This window comes from Pseudomonas sp. TH10, from assembly GCF_016651255.1.
In the GTDB taxonomy this organism is placed as follows: Bacteria; Pseudomonadota; Gammaproteobacteria; order Pseudomonadales; family Pseudomonadaceae; genus Aquipseudomonas.
Map to the genome: position 1 here is coordinate 1 of NZ_JAEKEG010000177.1, position 21,712 is coordinate 21,712.

11 protein-coding genes and 6 pseudogenes are annotated in these 21,712 nt (G+C 63.3%); 15 read left to right on the forward strand and 2 right to left on the reverse strand.

The window, feature by feature from the left end; genetic code table 11:
- Positions 1 to 11: 11 nt before the first annotated feature.
- Both JFT80_RS24685 and gspG read right to left on the reverse strand, forming a co-directional pair.
- Positions 12 to 1,199 (reverse strand): annotated as a pseudogene (locus JFT80_RS24685) (type II secretion system F family protein).
- Between the two features lie 14 nt (positions 1,200 to 1,213).
- A complete protein-coding gene (gene gspG / locus JFT80_RS23375; protein ID WP_122838638.1) occupies positions 1,214 to 1,663 on the reverse strand; it encodes a type II secretion system major pseudopilin GspG in 450 nt (149 codons plus the stop codon).
- 191 nt (positions 1,664 to 1,854) lie between these two features.
- Between gspG and JFT80_RS23380 the strand changes: the two genes are divergently transcribed.
- The 15 genes and pseudogenes from JFT80_RS23380 to JFT80_RS23450 all read left to right on the forward strand — a co-directional run bounded on the left by JFT80_RS23380 (position 1,855) and on the right by JFT80_RS23450 (position 21,710).
- Positions 1,855 to 2,463, forward strand: coding sequence for a lytic transglycosylase domain-containing protein (locus JFT80_RS23380; protein WP_207187875.1), 609 nt, complete (start codon positions 1,855 to 1,857; stop codon positions 2,461 to 2,463).
- A gap of 202 nt (positions 2,464 to 2,665) precedes the next feature.
- Positions 2,666 to 8,503: pseudogene (gene mnxG, locus JFT80_RS23385) on the forward strand (manganese-oxidizing multicopper oxidase MnxG).
- A gap of 131 nt (positions 8,504 to 8,634) precedes the next feature.
- Positions 8,635 to 10,662: pseudogene (locus tag JFT80_RS23390) on the forward strand (YncE family protein).
- A gap of 13 nt (positions 10,663 to 10,675) precedes the next feature.
- A complete protein-coding gene (locus tag JFT80_RS23395; RefSeq protein WP_201149762.1) occupies positions 10,676 to 11,332 on the forward strand; it encodes an SCO family protein in 657 nt (218 codons plus the stop codon).
- On the forward strand, positions 11,329 to 11,958 hold the full coding sequence (locus JFT80_RS23400; RefSeq protein WP_122838448.1) for an SCO family protein: 630 nt from the start codon (positions 11,329 to 11,331) through the stop codon (positions 11,956 to 11,958). The genes JFT80_RS23395 and JFT80_RS23400 overlap by 4 nt, the downstream gene beginning before the upstream one ends.
- A gap of 9 nt (positions 11,959 to 11,967) precedes the next feature.
- Positions 11,968 to 13,517, forward strand: a pseudogene (locus JFT80_RS23405) (ABC transporter substrate-binding protein).
- A gap of 13 nt (positions 13,518 to 13,530) precedes the next feature.
- Positions 13,531 to 14,484: a peptidylprolyl isomerase gene (locus JFT80_RS23410; RefSeq protein WP_201149764.1), complete on the forward strand. Its 954-nt coding sequence runs from the start codon at positions 13,531 to 13,533 to the stop codon at positions 14,482 to 14,484.
- A 232-nt stretch (positions 14,485 to 14,716) separates the two neighbouring features.
- A complete protein-coding gene (locus tag JFT80_RS23415) occupies positions 14,717 to 15,235 on the forward strand; it encodes a response regulator (RefSeq protein WP_122838451.1) in 519 nt (172 codons plus the stop codon).
- 82 nt (positions 15,236 to 15,317) lie between these two features.
- On the forward strand, positions 15,318 to 17,024 hold the full coding sequence (locus tag JFT80_RS23420) for a GspE/PulE family protein (protein WP_201149766.1): 1,707 nt from the start codon (positions 15,318 to 15,320) through the stop codon (positions 17,022 to 17,024).
- Entirely contained in the window at positions 17,005 to 17,808 is an 804-nt protein-coding gene (locus JFT80_RS23425) for a hypothetical protein (protein ID WP_201149768.1), read from the forward strand. The genes JFT80_RS23420 and JFT80_RS23425 overlap by 20 nt, the downstream gene beginning before the upstream one ends.
- Before the next feature lies 1 nt (position 17,809).
- A complete protein-coding gene (locus JFT80_RS23430; protein ID WP_122838453.1) occupies positions 17,810 to 18,355 on the forward strand; it encodes a PilN domain-containing protein in 546 nt (181 codons plus the stop codon).
- Positions 18,342 to 18,890, forward strand: coding sequence for a GspMb/PilO family protein (locus JFT80_RS23435; RefSeq protein ID WP_201149770.1), 549 nt, complete (start codon positions 18,342 to 18,344; stop codon positions 18,888 to 18,890). Before JFT80_RS23430 ends, JFT80_RS23435 begins: the two co-directional genes overlap by 14 nt.
- Positions 18,890 to 19,406 (forward strand): annotated as a pseudogene (locus JFT80_RS23440) (hypothetical protein). The gene JFT80_RS23435 and the pseudogene JFT80_RS23440 overlap by 1 nt, the downstream one beginning before the upstream one ends.
- Complete coding sequence (locus tag JFT80_RS23445; RefSeq protein WP_045058817.1) at positions 19,403 to 21,235, forward strand: type II secretion system protein GspD; 1,833 nt, start codon at positions 19,403 to 19,405, stop codon at positions 21,233 to 21,235. The pseudogene JFT80_RS23440 and the gene JFT80_RS23445 overlap by 4 nt, the downstream one beginning before the upstream one ends.
- Before the next feature lie 2 nt (positions 21,236 to 21,237).
- A pseudogene (locus JFT80_RS23450) lies at positions 21,238 to 21,710 on the forward strand (type II secretion system protein).
- Positions 21,711 to 21,712: the final 2 nt, after the last annotated feature.

Genomic DNA, 21,712 nt, shown 5'->3' on the forward strand with positions numbered 1-21,712 from the left:
TTGTGGATGTATCAGTGAATACTCGAGGCCAGTTCGAAGATAGGGATGTACATCAGGATCACGATCACCCCGATCAACAGGCCAATGAACGTCATGAGCAGCGGTTCGAACAGCCGTACAAACCATTCGATCCAGCGGCTGATCTCTTCGTCATAAAAAGTCGGCGCTGCGTTCCATCATCTGTCCGAGGTTGCCGGACTGTTCGCCGGCACGCAGCAAGCGCAGGGACACGGGTGTCACCAGGTGATTGAGTTCCAGTGCAGCAGACAGTGATTGACCTTCGCGAACCCGTTCGCAGGCCTGGTCCAGGCGCACGCGGGAGGGCACGGTGAGCAGGCCGCGGACCATGCCCATGGCGGTGACCAGCGGGATACCGCCCTGCAGCAGAATGCCCAGGGAGCGGTAGAAGCGCGCCAGCTCGTACATGAAAATCCGTTGATGCACCGCCGGCAGCCGTTCGATCACCCGATCAACGCCACGACGAAAGGCCGGCTGGCGCTGGAGAAAGGCGAGGGCGACGACGACGGCCACCAGGGCGCCGAAAAATTCACCCTGATGCGCATGCAGGAACATCCCGCAACTCATCAGCACCTGGGACAACCACGGCAGGTTCGACCCCAGCCCCTCGAACACCAGGCTGAAACGCGGTACCACGTAGCCCATCAGGAACAACACCACGCCACCTCCTACCACCAGCAACAGCATCGGGTAGATCGAAGCGCTGACGATCTTCTGGCGAACTTCGTCCATGCGCTGGCGATAGCTGACATACCGACCCAGCGCATCACCCACGGCGCCGGTCTTCTCGCTGGACTGTACCAAGGCGACGTAGAGAGGCGGGAAAACCCCTGACAACTGGCCCAATGCCTGGGAGAAGGATTTGCCCTCGTACAGCAAGCGCACCAGCTCGCTCAAGGTTTTGCGGGCCTGGGGCGCGTTTTCTTTTCCGCCAGGCTCTCCAGTGCATCGATCAGCGGCAGGCCGGCATTGAGCAGCGTGGTCAGTTCCTGGCTGAACAACACCAGGTTGAAGGTTTCGCGTTTGTGCAGGCGCAGCGCTTTCCAGCGCCGGTCGGCCTGCAGGCTGACGACGCGCAAGCCCTGGTCCTCGACCATGCGCCGCGCCTCGCTGTCGCCCTGGGCCTCGACGGTCACTGACACGACGCCGGCCTTGCCCACTGCCTTGAGATGAAACCGCATGGTCGCCACTCCCGTCATTGCCAACTGGTGACTTCGGCGTTTTCGCCTTCGCCGCCGGGTTGGCCGTCCTTGCCCATGGACAGCAGGTCGTACTCGCCGTTTTCCCCGGGGTAGCGGTAGTTGTAATTACGTCCCCACGGATCCTGGGGCAGTTTTTTCTGCAGGTAGGGGCCGGTCCAGCGGGTTTCATCGCTGGGCGCGGTGACCAGCGCCTGCAAGCCTTGTTCGGTCGAGGGGTAATGCCCGACCTCCAGGCGGTACAAGTCCAGCGCCTTGCCCAGGCCTTCGATCTGCGCCTTGGCCACTTTCACTTCCGAGCGGCCGAGTTGGGCAAAGTACTTCGGCGCGACGATGCCGGCCAACAGGCCTAGCACCACCAGCACCACCAGCAATTCGAGCAGGGTGAACCCGCGCTGAGCTCGCGGGGTATAGCTACGCGCAATACAGCACTGACGCTGATTCATGATGACCTCACACATAGACGGAAGGGTCGCGCGAAAGCCTTATGCAATTGCCATGCACACGCTCGGTCATTGCCCTGCAACCCCCGCATTACGGGGCTTTGCAGTTACGGCACGGTGCTTGCGTACGGCTGGTTCACGACTTGTCATTGGGGCATTACCCCCATTTTTCGGGGCAGGTCAGGGAGGTACCAATGATCAAGTCATTCACTGCGGGACTGCTGGGCGGGCTGTTGCTGGCCGGGTTTGCGCACGCCGATGTGTTCATTTCCGTCGACGCCAAGGGCAGCTACGTCCTGTCCAATGTCCACCGTCCCGGCCGCCACTATGAACGGGTGATTCGTGAGGCTGAGGTGGCGCAGGTCAGCCTTGACCAGCAGCCGCAGATGATTGCCGCGCGGCCCTACGCCGAGTTGGTGTCGGCAGCGGCCACGGCCAACCAGTTACCGGCGGCGCTGTTGCATGCGGTGATCCAGGCCGAGTCCAGCTACAACTCCGGCGCCACCTCACCCAAAGGCGCGGGGGTTGATGCAGTTGATGCCGACACCGCCCGGGAGCTGGGGGTCAAGGATGTCTACGACCCCAAGGCGAACATTCAGGGCGGGGCCAAATACCTCAAGCGCCTGATGACCCTGTTTGACAACGACATCGCCCTCGCCGTGGCGGCCTACAACGCCGGGCCACAGGCGGTGATCAGCCGTGGTGGAGTGATTCCGCCATTCGCCGAAACCCAGCGCTATGTGCCCAGCGTCCTGCGCCAATACCGGCGTCTGCAGGGCCTGGCCGTGGATGCTCCGCTGTGATTGGGGGATTCCCCAATTGTGGGGAAAACCGACAGGCATCGGTTAACCCGCAAACCGGGGAATGGGTGGGGGATTTCCCCGACTTATCAAATCGTCCGTATAACCTTCTGAAAAATAACAAAAATTTTTATGGCATGGCGATTGCTGAAGTGATTTTTGACGAGACGTATTCCCAATGAGCACCCCACCGAGGTCCGTGATCATGACCGGCAAACCCAACGCTCATCACCTGCTTAATCTGCTGCTGTTCCTGGTGCCGATGTTCGGCCTGGAAATGGCCCAGGCCGCGTTGCGCTGCGAGCGCAATCTGGTGGCAAACGTCGTGGCGCTGGACCAGCCGCTGATGTTCAACCGACTCGGCGCACAGAACGTCAACGGCATGATGTTCGCCCTGCGTCGCGATGTGGTCGACGATCACAACAGGTCACTGGCCCAGGGTGGTACAGCGGTGCCGGGCAAGAGTCTCGCTGCGGCCCGACAAGCGTCCGCGGCCCCTGGTGCTGCGCGTGGCAGCCGGTGATTGCCTGACCATCAACCTGCAGAACCTGCTGGCTTATCAAGCCAACCCCGGCAGTCATGACGGCGGGGAGGAAGAAGAAGGGGAAATCGAAGGCGAAGTTGAAATCGGTGCAGTCGATGACTTCAAGGTCGACGAGCAGGTCACGGACCGCCATGTCGGCTTCCAGGTCAACGGCATGCAGGCGGTTAACAGCATCGACGACATTTCCTCCTATACCGGCCGCAATGCCAACACCCTGGTCGCCCCCGGCGCAAGCCGCTCCTATACCTTGTATGCCGAACGCGAAGGCGCTTTCGCCGCCAGCAGCCGTGGCGCCACCTTCGGTGGTGAAGGCGCTGCCGGTAACGTCGCCAATGGCCTGTTCGGCGAAGTGGTGGTAGTGCCCAAGGGCGGCCGCACCTATCGCAACACCGTGACTGAAGAAGAGATGCGCCTGGCCAGCACCGGGCGCACACCGACCGGACAACCGATCGTTGATTACCAGGCACGCTACCCGCAGCGCGAGCCGTGGATCCGTGAAGGCAAGGCCGGCACGCCGATTATCAATATGGTCGACGGCAACGAAATCATCTCCAGCGAGAGTGACGCGATCGTCATGGGCAGCAACGCCGACGGCAGCTTCCCGCCTTCGACCTACCCCCTGGAAGCCATTGGCAAACGCAACCCGGCGCTGCCCAACCGGCTGGAACCGTTCCGCGATTTCGCCTCGCAGTTCCAGGATGAAACCGCGGCCACCCAGGCATTCCCCGCCTACTGGGCAGACCCGGTGATGGCCCACGTGCTGGAACCGACCCGCGATTCGTTCATGATCAACTATGGCTCCGGCGGCATGGGTGCCGAAGTGGTCGCCAACCGCCTCGGCGTCGGGCCGATGCACGATTGTCTGTCCTGCGCCTACGAAGAGTTCTTTCCTCAGCTCGCACACCGTTGGCGACGTGGCGATGCTGGTGGATGTGCCGGCCAACGCTGGCCTGGAAAACATTCGTCCCGGGGAAACCCCGCGCGCCGACCAGATTGGGGTCAAGGCCACCATGGCGCTGTACCCGTCTGAGCCGTCCAACGTTAACCACAGCTACATTGGCGACTTCGTGAAATTCCGCAACACCCACAACGGTCACGAGCAGCACATTTTCCACCTGCACGGGCACCAGTGGCTGTTCAACCCCAATGACGACAACTCCGACTACGTGGATGCCCAGGGCATTGGCCCGGGCGCCGGCTACACCTATGAAATCGCCAACGGTGGTTCGGGCAACCGCAACCGCGTGGCCGGCGATGCGATCTATCACTGCCACTTCTACCCGCACTTCGCCCAGGGCATGTGGGCCATGTGGCGGGTGCATGACGTGTTTGAAGAAGGCACCAAACTCGAAGTCTCGCAACAAGGCGACGACGGTTACCACAGCGAGCCCTATGCCCTGCGTAGCGGTAAACCCGCGGCGGGTGCCCGTGCCTTGCCTGATGGCGAGATCATCGCCGGTACCCCGATTCCAGCGGTAGTGCCGCTGCCCGGCAAGGCTATGGCGCCGATGCCGGGCAAGGTCGCGGTCGTGCCTAAAATCGGTGAAACCCTGGTGGCCGGTCACGACGATGACGATGACGAAGACGACGATGATGACCACCAAGGTGGCACCGGTGGTGCCCAGGCCATCGGTTCGCTGGCCCTGGTGGATCGCAGCGAAGCCAACCGCAATGCCGATGGCAGCCTGAAAAACCCTGGCTATCCATTCTGGATCGGCGGCATGGAAACATCGGTCGGCCAACGCCCACCGACCCCGCCCCTGGACATGCTCGATGCAGCCAAGGCCCAGGCCTTGAAAGCCAGCGGCAACGCCCTGTGGGCCAACCTCGATCCGGCGCAATCCGGCGGCTGGGATGGCGGCCTGGGCCGGCACTCGCTGGACGGCTTCTCTGCGGGCGGTGAAGCAAACACTATCACCACCTCGCTGGATTTCTCCAAGGAAGTGACCCGCGCCAAACCCATCTACATGCCGGAAGAGGGCACTGAGGTGGAACAGGCAGCAATGGCCTTCCATGCCAAGAAAGACCACCCAAGCTATGCCTTGCTGCCAGGCAACCAGATCGTGGCACGGGCCTTCCGCACCAATGGCGCCTTGCCCATTGCCGGCGCGCCTTATTACGAACCCTGCATGGATGACCGGCAGAAACGCCTGACCAGCAGCGCCGGTACTGGCGAGTTTGCCAGCGGCGAGCGTATCGACGGCATGTCCTACACCGGTTCATCGACCTTCACTGCCGACCGTCCAAGGGTCTACAAAGCCGCGAACATCCAGTTCGATGCGGTGTACAACAAGGTCGGTTACCACTTCCCGCAAGCGCGCATTCTGGCCCTGTGGGAAGACGCCTGGCCGGTGATCACCAAGCAGCGCCCACCAGAACCGCTGGTAATGCGCATGAACACGTTCGACTGCGTGCAGTACCAACAAACCAACCTGGTGCCGGCCACCTATGAGATGGACGATTATCAGGTGCGCACCCCAACCGACGTGATCGGCCAGCATATCCACCTGCCGAAATGGGACCTGACGGCGGCCGACGGCTCGGCCAACGGCTGGAACTACGAAGATGGCGTGCTCTCCCCAGGCGCCGTGCAAGAGCGTATCCACGCCATTCGCGAGTTCAACCAGTGCCTGGGCGCCGATCCGCGTGACGGCACGCCGGCCTGCCCGAAAGCCAAGAACCATCCGTTCTTCGGTCAATACGGTCGGGCGGACTGGGTCGGGGCACGGACGGCAATGCAGCGCTGGTTCGTCGATCCGGTGGTCAATACCAAAGGCGTCGACCGTGGCCTGGGGACCATCTTCACCCACGACCACCTCGGCCCATCGACTCACCAACAGATTGGCCTGTACGCCACCGTGCTGGCTGAACCTGCCGGCTCCACCTGGTTCCACGCCGAGACCGGCGAGCAGCTGTACAGCGGCGCGCGGCAAGACGGCGGACCGACTTCGTGGCAAGCGGTGGTGTCCACCGGTGACCTGGACGGCGACGGCAAGAACGACAGCTTCCGCGAGTTCTTCCTTGAGTACAGCGACTTCCAGCACGCCTATGAAGCCGGTGTGTACGTGGGCGCGGGCCCCAATGGCGTGCCCAACCCGACGGCGTTCCCGGCCACTGCGGACAGCTTCCGCTACGCCATCAACCCGCCTGTGCGCAACAACGCCAGCAACCTGCTGGATGGCATCATCGAAGTGCAGGGCGGCATGGTCCCAGGCTGCCCGACCCGGCCGTGCCCGCAGGCTATCTCGGTGGATGACCCTGGCATGTTCGTCGTCAATTATCGCAACGAGCCATTGGCATTGCGGGTGTATGACCCGAACAAACTCGGCCCTGACGGCAAGCGCGGCATGCAGGCGGACGGCCTGGGGGGCGACCTCGCGTACGCCATGCAAAGCCGTACCGACCGTGCCATCGCTGCGATGAACCTGGCGCCCAACCTGGTCACCTCGGCGACCGGCCCAACCGGCGGCACCACGCTGTTCCCACCGCACATCAACCGTGGCGGCGCCGAACCTGGCGACCCGTTCACCCCGATGCTGCGCACCTATACCGGTGACAACGTACGGCTGCGCCTGCATGCCGGCGGCCATGAGGAGGAGCACAACGTGACCCTGCACGGGGTGAAATGGCTGCAGAGCGGTTCCGGCTTCGGCATGAGCTCCAACTCCGGCTGGCGCGCCTCGCAAATGGTCGGCATCTCCGAGCAGATGGGTTTCAACGCACCGGTCTCGATGCTCTCCAGTTCGGCGGCGACCACGGGTGACTACCTGTACTCCATGGATGCCTCCATCGAGGGTTACTGGAACGGTATCTGGGGTGTGATGCGCAACTACACGGCCCAACGCAGCGACCTGTTCGCGCTGCCGAACAACCCTAAACCGGCGGGCATGCGCAACACCGTGGCGTACGAGGGTTCGTGCCCACGGATCAGCGCCAACCCTAGCGGCATCGGCACCCGGCCGACCGTGCAACGCAACTATGAAGTGGTCGCGGCGCTGGCCAATGACATCCTGCGCAACCCGTTGAACCTGACCATCGGCGATCCTGCCGGTCTCGGCCAGCACGTCGGCGGCCCGTTGAATCCGGCGGGCGGCACCCTGGTGTTCAATTCGCGGACGGTCAACATCCCGCAGGTCACGGTGACCGATCCTGAAGATGGCGAAACCATCACCATCGGTGGGCAAAGCGGGCCGCTGCATGACCCGACCGCCATCCTGTACGTGCGCAAGTCCGACCTCGACCCGAACACCGGCAAGCTCAAACCCGGCGTACCGGTAGAGCCGCTGGTATTGCGTGCGGCGGCGGGTGACTGCATCAACGTCACCCTGGAAAACCGCCTGCCGCTGGTCATGCCCGACCTGACCCAGACTGCTGCGGTGCAAGGCCTGGTCAAGCGTGATCGCAACAGTGGCCAGGGCTCGACCATCTTCAGCAACAATCTGATCCGGCCGTCCAGCCATGTGGGCCTGCATGCCCAGCTGCTGGCGTACGACATCACCAAGTCCGACGGCGTCAACGTCGGCGCCAACCCGATCCAGACCGTGCCACCACGGGTCGGCAATACCGGCGCCTACCCGACTCGTACCTACCAGTACTACGCCGGGCACCTGGAGCGTGAGGGCAAGCCGGTGACACAACTGGGCCGCAGTGTCGACAACATCAACGCTACGGCGGTGGAGTTCGGCGGCCTGAACATCACCCCGGCGGACGTGATCAAGCAAGGGCAGAAAGGCCTGGGTGGGGCAATGTCCATCCTGCCGATCGGCGCGACCTGGGTCGAAGACGCCCGCAAGACCAACGCCACGGTCACGGCGCCAGGGCAGGCGGTATACCGCGACTTCGCGATGGTCTGGCAGAAAGCCTTGAACATGCGCTGGGCCAACGGCCGGCCGGTGGAAGGCATTGCGGCCGAAGGGTTCGGGGTGCCGAACGATCCGCAGGACAACTCGAGCATGGCCATCAACTACAAGGCCGAGCCGCTGTGGTTCCGCTTCGGACTGGCGCCGGATGCACCTCTTCGGTCACGCCGGTGGTGCCGGCTACGGTGACGTACCTAACGCGCACATGGCCTATAGCAATGCGCTGATCGGCGGCGATCCACAGACACCAGTGCTCTATGCAAAACCGGGGCAACCGTTCCGTACGCACATCCTGTTGCCGACCGGTGGCAGCCGTGGCACGACCTTCCAGCTGGACGGCCACGTGTGGTCTGTCAACCCGTTCCAGTCGGAGAAGAGCGACACCGGTGGCTACCCGATGGGCACCCCGGGCGTGGGTTCGGTGCGGTTCGGCTACAACCCGATGTCGATGTACATCGGCGCCCGGGAAAGCATCCTGCCGGCCGCGCACTTCAGCTTCATGCACCCAAGTGCAGGGGGCAGCAATGCGATACCGGGTGACTACCTGTACCGCGACTACGGCGCCTACGGCAATACCTCCGGCTTGTGGGGATTGCTGCGGGTGACCAACGAAGCGGAACCGGCGCCGCCAGCCCAGTAGGAGCGAGCTTGCTCGCGATGGAGTCATGGGCCACACCCTCAACACCAGGGTGGGCCCACAGGGCAAAAGCACCGAGCAGAAGCAAGAGCGACAGTGCACAGGCAGGCACAGATCTGTAAGGGGAGAGGGGAATGAACAGGAACATCAAGGTCATCGCAGGTGCGTTGGTTGTCGGGGTGGCGCTGATCTGGCTGGGGTGTGGAAGACCATGCCGCCAGACATGCTCAGCCAGATCGCACTGCCAAATACCTGGTCTGCCAACGCCAGTTCGCCCGCCAGGGCGGCTCAGCCCGCCAGCCAGAATCCGGTCGCTGCGAGCACTGCTGACGACGGCCAGCAGATCCTCGAACGTGACGGCGTGTCGGTGGCAATGCAGGTTCGCCCCTTGGCCGCAGACGGTGTGCTGCGCGAAGGTGAATTTGCCGACGTGCGATTCCGGATCACCGACAGCGCTTCCGGCCAACCCCTGGCCGGCGTGGCACCGGGGGCCTGGCTCGACCCGGAAACCGTGGCGGCGGACCAGGCCCAGGGCCGTGAACGCAGCTGCAAGTCCCGGGTCGGGGTGTTCCTAAAATCGAGCATCGGCGCACGGCCCTTGCTTGACCTCAACAGCTACTTCCTGCTGGTGATGAACCGCGATGCCAGCGTCATGGTGGTCGATCCCTCGGTCTCGGTGGGAGGCATCACCAGCACCATGGCGCGCATCGACATCAAGCAACCCCCGATGGACTGGGTCACCCCGAAGGACAACAAACGAGTGTTCGTCTCGATGCCCACGGCCGGCGAAGTCGCCGTGATCGACAGCGAGCAATTCAAGGTGATCGACTCGGTTGCCGCCGGCAGCAACCCGGTGCGCGTGGCGCTGCAGCCCGACGAACGCCTGCTGTGGGTTGGCAACAACGCCAAGAGCGCCGAGGCGTCCGGCGTGACGGTGATCGATGCACGCAGCCTCAAGCCGCTCAAGCACCTGGCCACCGGCGCCGGGCACCACGAAATCGCCTTCAGCAAGGACAGCCGCCAGGCTTTCGTCAGCAACCGCGATGACGGCACCGTGAGCATCATCGATATCGCCACCCTGACCCTCAGCAAGCAGCTCAAGACCGGTTCGCACCCGTTGTCCGTGGCCTACTCGCCGTTGTCCCAGGCGGTGTATGTCGCCGACGGCAAGGACGGCACTGTCACGGTCATCGACAGCGCCAGCCTGGCCGTGCGCCGGGTGATCCAGCTCAAGCAGGGCCTGGGCCCGATGGGGTTCAGCAGCGATGGACGCTTCGCCATCGTACTCAATACCCTGGAGAACCAGGCCTCGGTGATCGACGCCGCGACCAACTCGCTGATCCATGACCTGGACGTTTCCGCCGAACCGTTCCAGGTGGTGTTCACCAAGGCCTACGCCTACATTCGCGGCCTGGCCTCGGCCAAGGTCACCATGATCAACCTGGCTTCCCTGGGCGAGGGTCGCAAGCCGATCACCCAGGGTTTCGAAGCCGGCCCCCAGGCTCCGCGCCTGGCGGGGGACCTGCCATTGGCGTCGAGCCTGGCGGTGTCGCGCGATGACAACGCAGTGTTCGTGGTCAACCCGGTGGACAACACCACCTATTTCTACGCCGAAGGCATGAACGCGCCGATGTCCGGCTACCCCAATCGCGGGCAAGTGGCGCGGGCTGCGCTGGTGATCAATCGCAGCCTGCGCGAGGACGAGCCCGGGCTTTACAGCGCGCGCATCAAACTGCCGGTGGCCGGGCGTTTCGACGTGGCCTTCCTGCTCAACCAGCCGAACATCATTCACTGCTTCACCGCGCAGGTGGAACCCAACGACAAGGTTGCCCTGCACGCGGGCGTGCCCAAAGTGGAATTCATGCTCGATAAATCCACCGCCGACCTGGGCGCTCCCTACGTCGTGCGCTTTCGCATCGTCCAGGGCAAGCAGAAAGTCGAGCGCAGCGGAGTCAAGGACGTGAGGTGCGCTACTTCCGCGCGCCGTCATCGAAGACCCAGACCGTAGCGGCGCTGGAAGTGGGCAACGGCGTGTACGAAGCACCAGTGACCCTCGACCAGAGCGGCGCCTGGTACCTGCACGTGCGTGCGGCGTCCCTTGGCGCGGTTTCGACGACAAGACCTTTGCCAGCGTCCGGGTGGTCCCGGGCGCTGCACACTGAAGAGGATATGGACATGAATCGATTCGCACCCTGCGCAATGCTGACGCTGTGCCTGCTTGCTGCCGGCATCAGCCAGGCCATGGCCCATTCGGCGGATGAACACGCCGGCCATGACATGCCCGCCAAAAGTGCTACCTCCGAAAGCGCCCAGGTGAAGTTCGCCGACGTCGCTCTGGTGGACCAGACGGGCAAAGCAGTGCGCCTGGAACAAGACCTGGTGAGCAACAAGATCGTGGTCATGAGTTTCATCTACACCAGCTGCACCACGGTCTGCCCGGTGGTGTCCTCGATCATGGGCAAGGTACAGAAGCAACTCGGCGCGCGGGTCGGCACCGAGGTGCAGCTGGTGTCGATCAGCATCGACCCGCAACGCGACGATGCCACGCGGCTGAATGAATACGCCCGCTCGTTCCAGAACGGCCCCGGCTGGAGCTGGCTGACCGGCTCTACCCAGTCGGTCGCCGAAACCCTCAAGGGCCTGGGCACGTTCAACGGCGACTTGAAAAGCCATGCGCCGCTGATTCTGGTGGGCGATGGCAACAGCCGGCACTGGACCCGCTACTACGGTTTCACCGACCCGGCCGTGCTCACCCGCGAAGTGGAAAAACTCAGCGGCGAACGCAATGCCCACGCCAAACACACCGCCATTGCCATGGAGCAGCACCCATGAGGACTTTCGACCGTATCGCCTTGAGCCTGTGCCTGGGCCTCTTCAGCTCGCTGGCGCTTGCCCATGAGGGCCACCAGGAACCCGCACCTGCGACTCCCGCCACGCCCGCCGCGCAACCGGCCAGCGGCACGCGCGACGCCAAAACCTGGTTCACCGACACCCCGTTGCAGGACCAGAATGGCCAGACCCTGCGGTTCTACAGCGACGCGCTGCAAAACCGGGTGGTGCTGCTCAACGTGATTTTCACCAGTTGCAATGATGCCTGTCCGCTGATCACCCAAAAACTCAAGGAAGTTCGCGAAGTCCTGGGCGACAAGGCCGAGGGCATCACCTTTATCTCCCTTACCAGTGATCCGCTGCGGGACACCCCGGCGGTACTCAAGGCTTACACCTTGAAACAAGGGGTAGAAGACCCCCACTGGCTTTTTCTAACGGGCGACAAGGCCCAGATGGACCTGGTACTGGGGCGCATCGGCCAGATCGTGCCGACCCCGGAACAGCACTCCACGCAACTGATCGTCGGTGACGTGGCCAACAAGCGCTGGAGCAAGATTCGTCCCGATGCCCCGGCCGCCGCCATTGCCCAGCGCTTGCAGTTGCTGACAATGCCCCTGGTCGGCCGTTGAGCGCGCGCCATGAAAACCTCCCTCGTCCTCGGCCTGCTGCTCCTGTGCGGTCTGCACCTCGGCGCCCAGGCGCTGCCGCTGACCCCCAGCGAAAGCGCCGGTAAACGGCTGTATCGCGAGGGGCTGTCGGCCAGTGGCGAGCCCATCATGGCGCGGGTCGGTGCGGCGGGCATGCTACTGCCCGCCACCAGCCTGCCTTGCGCCAATTGCCATGGCGCCGACGGCGTGGGACGACCCGAAGGCGGGGTGCGACCGCCGGATTTGAGTTGGCCGCGGCTCAGCAGCACCTATGGCCAGCAACAGGTCAACGGCCGCGACTACCCGGCCTATACCGACGCCAGCCTGGCCAAAGCCATTCAGGAAGGCCGCGATCCCGGCGACAATCGACTCGACCCGGCGATGCCCAGGTTTGTCCTGTCGATGAACGATCAGCGCAACCTCACCGCCTATCTCAAGCGCGTGGCCGAAGACCGCGACCCTGGCCTCGACCCGGCCACCGTGCACCTGGGTACGCTGTTGCCAGCTTCCGGGCCGTTGGGCGAGGAGGGGGCCACGGTGGCGGCGGTGCTCAAGGGCAGCGTGGCGCGTATCAACGAAGCCGGTGGTATCCACGGCCGGCAGCTGCGCCTGACCATTCTCGACCCGGGGCCGGACCGCGCCAGTGCCGCGCAGGCGCTGGACCGCCTGATTGACCAGGAACAGGTATTCGCCCTGATCGCGCCCCTGGTGCCGGCACTGGACGCAGACCTGTCCACTCGTCTGGAACGCGCCGGCGTGCCGCTGATCGGTCCCTTGTCTCTGCTGGGAACAGCCCAGGCCAGCCGGCAGATTTTCGAGCCCTTGCCGGGTTTGCGCGAGCAACTGATCGCCTTGGCCGACTACGCCACCGAACAGCTCAAAGTGCTGCAGGGGCCCACGCTGATCACCTACCCGGACGAAGCCGGCCAGCGCCTGGCGGCCCAGAACCTGAGCCGGTATCTGCAGGATCACGCCTGGCAGAAAGTACGCCTGCAAGCCTACGACCCGGCCAGCGAAGAAGTGCCGCTAGGCTCGCGTTCGGTGTTTTACCTGGGCAGCGGCGCCGGTTTCAGTCGCCTGGCCGAGCGCCTGCAAGTGGCCGGGCAGGTGCCGTATCTGTTCGCCACCTCGAATCAGGTGGCGGGGGACCTGCTGCAGGTGCCCAGTGGTTTTTCCCGGCGAGTGTTCCTGGCGTATCCGTTTGTGCCCAGTGACTGGACCGTTGCTGGCCGCCTGGCCCTGACGCAGGTGCGCGCCAACCAGGGCCTGGGCGGCCAGCACGCGGTGCTGCAAGTGGGCGCCTACAGCTCGATGCTGCTGCTCAGCGAGGGCCTGAAACAGGCCGGGCGCGACACCAGCCGCGAGAAGCTGGTCGACGCCCTCGAAGGCCTGCACGACTTCGATACCGGGCTGACGCCCTTGATCAGCTTTGGCCCTGGCCGCCGCCTGGCCTGAGCGGCGCCCATGTGGTGACCGTGGATCTGCCTGACCAGCGTTTCTACCTGGTAGCGCCCTATAGACCGATAGCAGCGATGCCCTGAACGGAGGCTCATCATGAAACTCAACACCTGGTTGCTCCTGCTGACCCTGTCGGTGCCGGTGAGTTACGCCAGCACCGGCCCGATCGCGGCGCGGGTCAATGGCGAGGAAATATCCGAATTTCGCCTGGAACGCTATTTCGCCGAGTTCCTCGAGGACCAGGGCCGGGCATTGGGCAGCATTCGCAATCCCAAGGCCTACAAGCAACTGCGGCAAAAGGCCCTGGACGCCCTGATCGACAAGGAACTGCTGTGGCAAGAAGCCGTCAAGCGCGGCGTGGTGATCAGCGACGCACAGGTGCAGGGCCAGGTCGACCAGGCTCGCCAGGCCATCGGCGGCCCCGAGGTGTTCGCCCGGCGCCTGAACGATGCCGGTTTTGACGAAGCCAGCTTCATCGAGTACACCCGGCGTGACATGGCGGCGCAGCAGGTATTTGCCGAACTGACCAAGGTGGCCGAGCCCGACGAGAAAGCGGTGCGGGCTTTTTACGAGGAACACCGCAGCGAAATGGGCCGGCCCGAGGAAGTACAGGCGCGGCATATCCTGGTGAAGGTCCCTGAAGGCGCAGATACCGCGACAATTGAAGCAGCGCGTCTACGCTTGGTAGACATGCGGTTGAAAATCGTTAACGGTGCCGAATTTGCCAGTATTGCCAAAAGTGCTTCAGAGGATGCTTCCGCCAGCAGCGGCGGGGACCTGGGATATTTCCCCAAGGGCCGCATGTTCCCTGAATTCGAAGCGACAGCCTTTGCCATGGCACCGGGTGACCTCAGCGAGCCGGTACGCACTCCGGTGGGCTGGCACCTCATTTATTTACAGAACCGTAGCGAGCCCGCCGATGTCTCAGAAGAACAGGGACTGGAAATGGTCAGGGCTTACCTTGCTCGACAGCAACAGGTTGCCATTCGTGGCGAAGTGCTTGCGCAGCTGCGGTCGAGCAATCGAATTGAACGGATTGACGACGATTAAAGTTTGTTCCCCAATAGTGGGGAAAAGCTTCAGGGTGAATCCGTGCACTTGCCCCGGCTTTGGGGGGCACTTGGCGGTGGTGTGCTCGGACAAAAAAGGTTTTTCATGAATATCAACTACATGCAGTGGTGAAAACATCCGCGCCGAGTCTGGCATGAAGTGTGCGTTAGCCTGATTGAGGCGGCACTCTGCCAGGTTCGAGATTCGGACCTGCGGTTACAAGGAGTCCACCTTGTTAAACAAAGTACTGGTTGTTGAAGACGAACAGCTCCTTGCACAAAACCTCCAGGATTACCTGCAGGCGCAAGGGCTGGAAGTCCGGATAGCACACGAAGGTGCCAAAGCCATCGGCGAAGCCGCTGATTTTGCCCCCGATGTGATGGTGTTCGATTACCGCTTGCCCGATATGGAAGGTTTTGACGTTCTCGAACAAGTCCGCCAGAACAGGAATTGTCATTGTGTACTGATTACAGGGCACCCAACCGCTGAAGTCTGTGAGCGGGCCCGGCAACTTGGAGTCAGTCACATCCTGTTCAAGCCGTTTCCTTTGGCGGAGCTGGCCCGGGCCGTTTGTGACCTTCTGGGGATGGAGCGCCGAACGAACACTGCTACAGGATTCGTCGAACGACGCCAGAGCAGGACCGAAAGTTTCCCGCTGCAATTGTACGACGGAAGCTGGGTGCTGGTGGATCGCCGAAGAAACTCGAACTCCATGGCACCAGACGACGAACAATTGCTCACCGGGGAGTAATGACGCGACAAGTCGTTCCGGACCCCCGTAACTGCTCGCCGCGTCGACAGGGCTCAAAGCCCCCGGCGTTGGAGAGCATGCCATGGACCGTCTATCCCTAGCCGTAGAACCGGCGCTGCTGGACACCGTACCGTCGCGTTTTTCCAGTGAACAACTGGCCCAGGCCCGCTCCCGCGCGGCCACTTCCGGCGAACGGGTGCTGGAAGCACTTGGGGTGTTGAGTGAACTGGCCCCCATGCCCTTCATCGAATGCCTGGGCACTACCCTGCATTACCCGGTGCTCGACACCGACACGCTGTTCAAGGCCACCCCGGTATTCGACCGGGTCACCCTGGCCCAATGCCTCAAGCGCGAATTTATCCTGCTGCGTCACGAAGAGACGGTCATTGGCGTGTTCGCCGACCCCTTCGACAGCGCGCGCCTGGCCTGGATCGACGACTGCCTGCACGGCGCGCCGTTGTACCTGGTGCACGCCGATGACCTCAAGGCCTACCTGGCCCGCCACGAGGAAAGCTTTCACGCGGTTGAATCGCTCAATGCCCAGGCCGACTCAGGGGTGGAAATCGACAAGCTGCAAAGCCTGTCCCTGACCAGCATCAGCGAGGACGCCAGCGTCGTGGTCAAGCTGGTCAACTCGACCCTCTACGACGCGCTGAAGATGCACGCCAGCGACATCCACCTGGGCACCACCGGCAGCGGCCTGGTGATCAAGTACCGCATCGACGGCGTGCTCAACAATATCAGCAAGATCCAGGGCACCGAGTTCGCCGAGCAGGTGCTCTCGCGGGTCAAGGTCATGGCCGAACTGGACATCGGCGAAAAACGCGTGCCCCAGGATGGCCGTTTCAAGATCGGTATCAGCGGGCGGCAGATCGACTTCCGTGTGTCCATCATGCCCAGCATCTTTGGCGAGGACGCGGTGCTGCGGGTACTGGACAAACAGGACCTGGCCGACAAGGTCAGTGGCGTGCAGTTGCAGGCCCTGGGCTTTGAAGACGAAACCCTGCGCCAACTGCGCCGCCTGGCGTCCGAACCCTACGGCATGGTGCTGGTGACCGGTCCCACCGGCAGCGGCAAGACCACCACGCTCTACGCCATGATCACCGAGATCAACCACGGCGTGGACAAGATCATCACCATCGAAGACCCGGTGGAGTACCAACTGCCGGGTGTGCTGCAGATTCCTGTGAACGAGAAGAAGGGCCTGACCTTCGCCCGGGGGCTGCGCTCGATCCTGCGCCACGACCCGGACAAGATCATGGTCGGCGAAATCCGTGACCCGGACACCGCGCAGATTGCCGTGCAATCGGCACTCACCGGGCACCTGGTGTTCACCACCATCCACGCCAACAACGTGTTCGACGTGATTGGCCGTTTCACCCAGATGGAAATCGACCCCTACAGCCTGGTTTCGGCGCTCAACGCGGTGCTGGCGCAACGGCTGATCCGCCTGGTCTGCGCCAGCTGCAGCGCGCCGCATTTCCCCACTGATGACGAGTTGCACCTCTCGGGGCTCGACCCGCAACAGGTGACCGATTTCCACTTCGTGCACGGCAAGGGCTGCGGCCACTGCCGGGGCACCGGGTATCGCGGGCGTACCGCGATCGCCGAGCTGCTGCACCTGGACGACGAGCTGCGGCAGATGATCGTCGAGCGCCAACCGATTTCGAAAATCAAGGCCCATGCCTGCAAACGTGGCTTGCGCCTGCTGCGCGAGTCGGCCCTGGAACTGGTGCAGGAAGGGCGGACCACGCTCGAGGAGATCAATCGTGTCACTTTTGTCTCGTGATCGTTTTGTCGCCGTACTCGGCGCCAGTGGCGTTGGCCTGGGCCGGCGCCAGGGCAGCGACACCCTGTGGCTGGGCAGCGTCGGTTTCATCGACGAAGGCTTCCATGCCTGGGCCGTCGCCCTGGAAACCCTCGACCGCCTGCTGGGCGAACATGCCGCTGCCGGTGCGCAGTTGAGCGTGGTCGTGTCGGGGCACTTCAGCCGCTTCTGCCTGGTGCCGTGGAGCGATCAGATCAACAGCCCCGAGGAACTGCGTGGCTTCGCCCAACTGTGCTTCGAAGACCTTTACGGTGTGCCGACGCAGCCCTGGAACCTGGTGTTGTCGGCCGAGCCTGCGGGTTACGACCGCATCGCTGCCGCGCTGCCGCAGGACCTGCTCGAGCGCCTGCGGACGCTGGCCAGCGCCTGGGGCCTGAAGCTGCGCTCGGTGCAGCCCTACCTGATGGCCGCTTTCAATCACTTCGATTCGAGCTTCGACGCCGGCGATTTTCTCTTCGTGGTCGCCGAGCCGGTGCGCAGCGTGTTGCTGGTGGCGCGGGAAGGGCGTTGGGCTTCGGTGCGTTCGGTGGGCAGCAGTGACAGCGATGCCGCACTGGCGGCGCTGATCGGTCGTGAAAGCCAGCTGCAAGCCTCCACCAGCGACCGCCCGCTGAATGTTTACCTGCATGCGCCGGCACGCATCGATTCGCACCCCGAGGTGCCGGGTGTTCACCTGCGCACCCTTGAAGAGGACCGGACAGCCGTACGCGACAGCCTGTACGTCATGTCCCGGGCGGTGGCCTGACATGCGCGCCCTGATGCTCGACTTCCAGCCGCGTCGCCGTTCCGGTCCCTTGGGCTGGAGCCTGCTGGCCGCCGGCGTGGTGCTGGCGCTGACTTGCTTGGCGCTCGGCCAGCACGTCAGCGACCAATCCAGCCAGCAGCAAGGTCACCTGCAAACGGCTCAGCGGGTACTGACCGGCGACACCGGTACCAAGCTCAGCCTGACCCCGGCGCAAATCCGCGAACAGGCTCAAAACCTGGCCGAAATGCGCAAGGTCTCGCAGCAGTTGCGCCGCCCCTGGGAGCACCTGTTCGCCACCCTGGAAAGTATGCCCCGGGACAACATTGCCCTGCTGACCCTGACCCCCGACGCTCGCAAGGGCCAGGTGCGCATCAGCGCTGAAGCGCGGGACCTGGAAGCGATGCTCGACTTCCACCGGCGCCTCGAAGCCAGCGACGAGCTGTCCGATGTGTCGCTGCTGAGCCACGAAATCGTCGCCAACGTGCCGGAGCATCCGGTGCAATTCAACCTGTCGGCTACCTGGGAGATCGGCGATGCAAATCCCTAGATTGATCGTCCACGAATACCTGCTAGGCCTCGGTGTGCCCGGGCTTGCCGGTATTGCCCTGGTGCTGCTGGCGCTGGTGTATGGCCTGGCAGGTTTGCTGCCGGACTGGCAGTCGCTGCAACAGCTCAGCCAGCAGACCCGGGAAGCTGGCGAATACCTGGCCAAGGTTGAAGAGGGCAGCGTGGCTGCGCCAGTGGTGCCGCAGCGCCAGCTCGATGACTTCCGCAGCAAGTTGCCGTCACAGCCCCAGGCAACGGTTGCCATCGACAAGATCTACGCCCTGGCCGCCCAGGAACGTATCACCCTGGCCCGCGGTGAATACTCCCTGGGCATCGATCCCAAGACCCACCTGGCGCGTTATCAGATCCTCCTGCCGGTGCGCGGCAGCTATCCGCAACTGCGGCGCTTCCTGCACGCCTTGCTCGGCCAACTGCCGGCCGTGGTGGTCGAGGACGTGGAGTTCCAGCGCAAGAAGATCGCCGACACCGACCTCACCGGGCGGATCCGCATGACCCTTTACCTGTCGAGGTCGTGATGAAAAGTCAACGCGTAGTGGGCTGGCTGGCATTCCTCGGGGTTGCCGCAGCGCTCACCTGGGGGCGAGTTCTTCCAGTCGACAGAGGAGGGCGATGACACCGTCGCTGTCGTAGGCAGCCCGGCCAAAGCCAGGGTTAGCGGCGCCTTGCCGGCTGCCCCCGCTGCTGGCAAACCCGCGCAGATCAAGGACCTGAGCCCGGCCGGCGACCTGTTCGCCGCCCGCAGCTGGAAAGCGGCGCCGACCCTCGCCGTCGTCACCGAACAACCCGTCAACGTCACCCCGGTGGTGCAAGCCCCTAGCGCACCGCCCATGCCTTTCCAGTTCGTGGGCAGGCTGGATGACCGTACCGATCTGCAGGTATTTCTGCAGAACGGCGAAAAAATATACGTCGTGCGCAAAGGGGACGTGATCGACGAAACGTGGCGGATCGAGGGCATTTCCGATGTGGAACTGAGCTTCGTTTACCTGCCTTTGCATTTGTCTCAGACGCTGTCTGTGGGGAGCACGCAATGAACCGATCCCGTTTGCTGATAAGCCTTGTCTGCCTGTGTGCAGGATTGGCCGCGTGCAGTTCCGCGCAGGTAGCCAAGCAGGAGGCGTCCGACCTCATTGAGTCGGGACAGTACGAAGCCGGCCTGGCCCGAATCGAGGAAGGCCTGCGCGAAAATCCTCGTGATACCGAGCTGCACCTGGCCTTGAACAGCAGCCGCGCCCGGGCGGTGACGGCGCTGCTGACCCAGGCCGACATGGACCGCGCCCAGCGTGATTTTGCCTCCGCCCGCATGGGCTATGGCCGGGTACTGACCATCGAGCCGAACAACCGGCGCGCCCAGGAATCCCTGAGCCAGCTTGAACACATGCGCAGCCAGGATGAAAAACTCGAGCTGGCCCGGGGCGACCTGCGCCGTGGCGACATCTACGCCGCCGACCGCCAGGTCAAGCAGATACTCGAGCTGGACCCGAAAAACGAAGGCGCCCTGGAGCTGCAAAGCAGCATCCGCCTGGTGCAGAGCCGTAACGTCGTGCAGTACCCGCAGCTGCGCACTCGCCTCGATCGGCCGGTGACCCTGGAGTTTCGCGATGCCAACCTCAAGACCATCTTCGAAGTGCTGTCCCAGGTCGCCGGGCTGAATTTCATTTTCGACAAGGACCTGCGCCCGGACATGAAAGCCACCATCTTCGTGCGTGACGTGCGCATCGAAGACGCCGTGGCACTGCTGCTGCAACAGAACCAGCTGCACCAGAAAGTGGTGAACGAAAACACCCTGCTGATCTACCCCGACTCGCCGCAGAAGCTCAAGGACTATCAAGAGCTGGTGATGCGCACTTTCTACCTGACCAGCATCGATGCCAACACCGCGCTGAATATGATCAAAACCATGCTCAAGACCCGCGATGTATTTGTCGACGAACGCCTCAACACCCTGACCATGCGCGACAGCGAAGACGCGATTCGCATGGCGGAAAAACTCCTGCAATCGCAAGACCAGTCCAACCCCGAAGTGGTGCTGGAAGTGGAAGTCATGGAGGTCGCTCGCCAGCGCATCCTCGATCTCGGCCTGCAGTGGCCCAATACCTTTGGCGTGCTCACCAGTGACGGCCAGGCGGTGTCGGTGCTCGACCAGCTCAGGGGCATCAACTCCAGCCGGATCTCGATTTCGCCTTCGCCCCAAGCCAAGATCAACGCCCAGGACAAGGACATCAATACCCTGGCCAGCCCGGTGATTCGGGTCAGCAACCGCGAGCAGGCACGCATCCACATTGGCCAGCGCGTGCCGATCATCAGCGCCACTTCGGTGCCTTCGACCCAGGGCCCGGTGATCACCGAAAGCGTGACCTACCTGGATGTCGGTCTCAAGCTCGAAGTCCAGCCCATCGTGCACCTGAACAACGAGGTGGCGATCAAAATCGCCCTGGAGGTCAGCAACGCGACCCCGCTGGAACCGACCCGCCAGGGCACCATCCCGGTTCAGGTTGACACCCGTAATGCCCAGACCACCTTGCGCCTGCACGACGGCGAAACGCAGATCCTCGCCGGGCTGGTGCGCAATGACCATGGCAGCAACGGCAACAAAATCCCCGGCCTTGGCGATATTCCAGGCCTGGGCCGCCTGTTCGGCAGCAACCGCGACGACGTCAGCAAATCGGAACTGGTGCTGTCCATCACCCCGCGCATCGTGCGCAACCTGCCATACCAGAGCCCCTCGGACATGGAGTTCCCTACCGGCACCGAAACCAGCATGCACATCCAGGCCCCGGACCGCTCGATGGACACCGCGATCCGCACCGAAACCATGGGCACGCCGGTGGTCGCCACCCGTGTCGTCGTCGAGAAGCCTTGATCATGAACGCCTCGCAACGCGGTTTTACCCTGATCGAAGTCGTGGTGACGCTGGCCCTGATCGGCCTGCTGGCCGGCATGGCCGCGCCGCTGACCGAGACCGTGGTGCGCCGGGGCAAAGAGCAGGACCTGCGCACCGCGCTGTACCAGATTCGCGATGCCATCGATGCCTACAAGCGCGCATTCGATGCCGGCTACATCGAGAAGTCGCTGAACAGCAGCGGCTACCCACCGAACCTGCAAGTGCTGGTGGACGGTGTGCGCGATGTGCGCAGTGCCAAGGGTGCCAAGTTCTACTTTTACGGCGCATTCCTCACGATCCGCTGGCGTCGGTCAAGCGTGACGACGAAGGCGGTTGGGGTTTGCGCACCTATGACAGTTCGGCCCAGAACCCGCGTGAGGGGGAGGACGTCTTTGACGTCTACTCCCAGGCTCGCGGGAAGGGGCTCAACGGCGTCGCCTATAGGGAGTGGTGAAA

Coding starts and splice junctions, on each gene's coding strand:
- JFT80_RS23435 (WP_201149770.1), top strand. CDS start 18,342: ATGCAAATCCCTAGATTGATCGTCCACGAATACCTGCTAGGCCTCGGT.
- JFT80_RS23445 (WP_045058817.1), top strand. CDS start 19,403: ATGAACCGATCCCGTTTGCTGATAAGCCTTGTCTGCCTGTGTGCAGGA.
- JFT80_RS23430 (WP_122838453.1), top strand. CDS start 17,810: ATGCGCGCCCTGATGCTCGACTTCCAGCCGCGTCGCCGTTCCGGTCCC.
- JFT80_RS23400 (WP_122838448.1), top strand. CDS start 11,329: ATGAGGACTTTCGACCGTATCGCCTTGAGCCTGTGCCTGGGCCTCTTC.
- JFT80_RS23420 (WP_201149766.1), top strand. CDS start 15,318: ATGGACCGTCTATCCCTAGCCGTAGAACCGGCGCTGCTGGACACCGTA.
- JFT80_RS23380 (WP_207187875.1), top strand. CDS start 1,855: ATGATCAAGTCATTCACTGCGGGACTGCTGGGCGGGCTGTTGCTGGCC.
- JFT80_RS23395 (WP_201149762.1), top strand. CDS start 10,676: ATGAATCGATTCGCACCCTGCGCAATGCTGACGCTGTGCCTGCTTGCT.
- gspG (WP_122838638.1), bottom strand. CDS start 1,663: ATGAATCAGCGTCAGTGCTGTATTGCGCGTAGCTATACCCCGCGAGCT.
- JFT80_RS23410 (WP_201149764.1), top strand. CDS start 13,531: ATGAAACTCAACACCTGGTTGCTCCTGCTGACCCTGTCGGTGCCGGTG.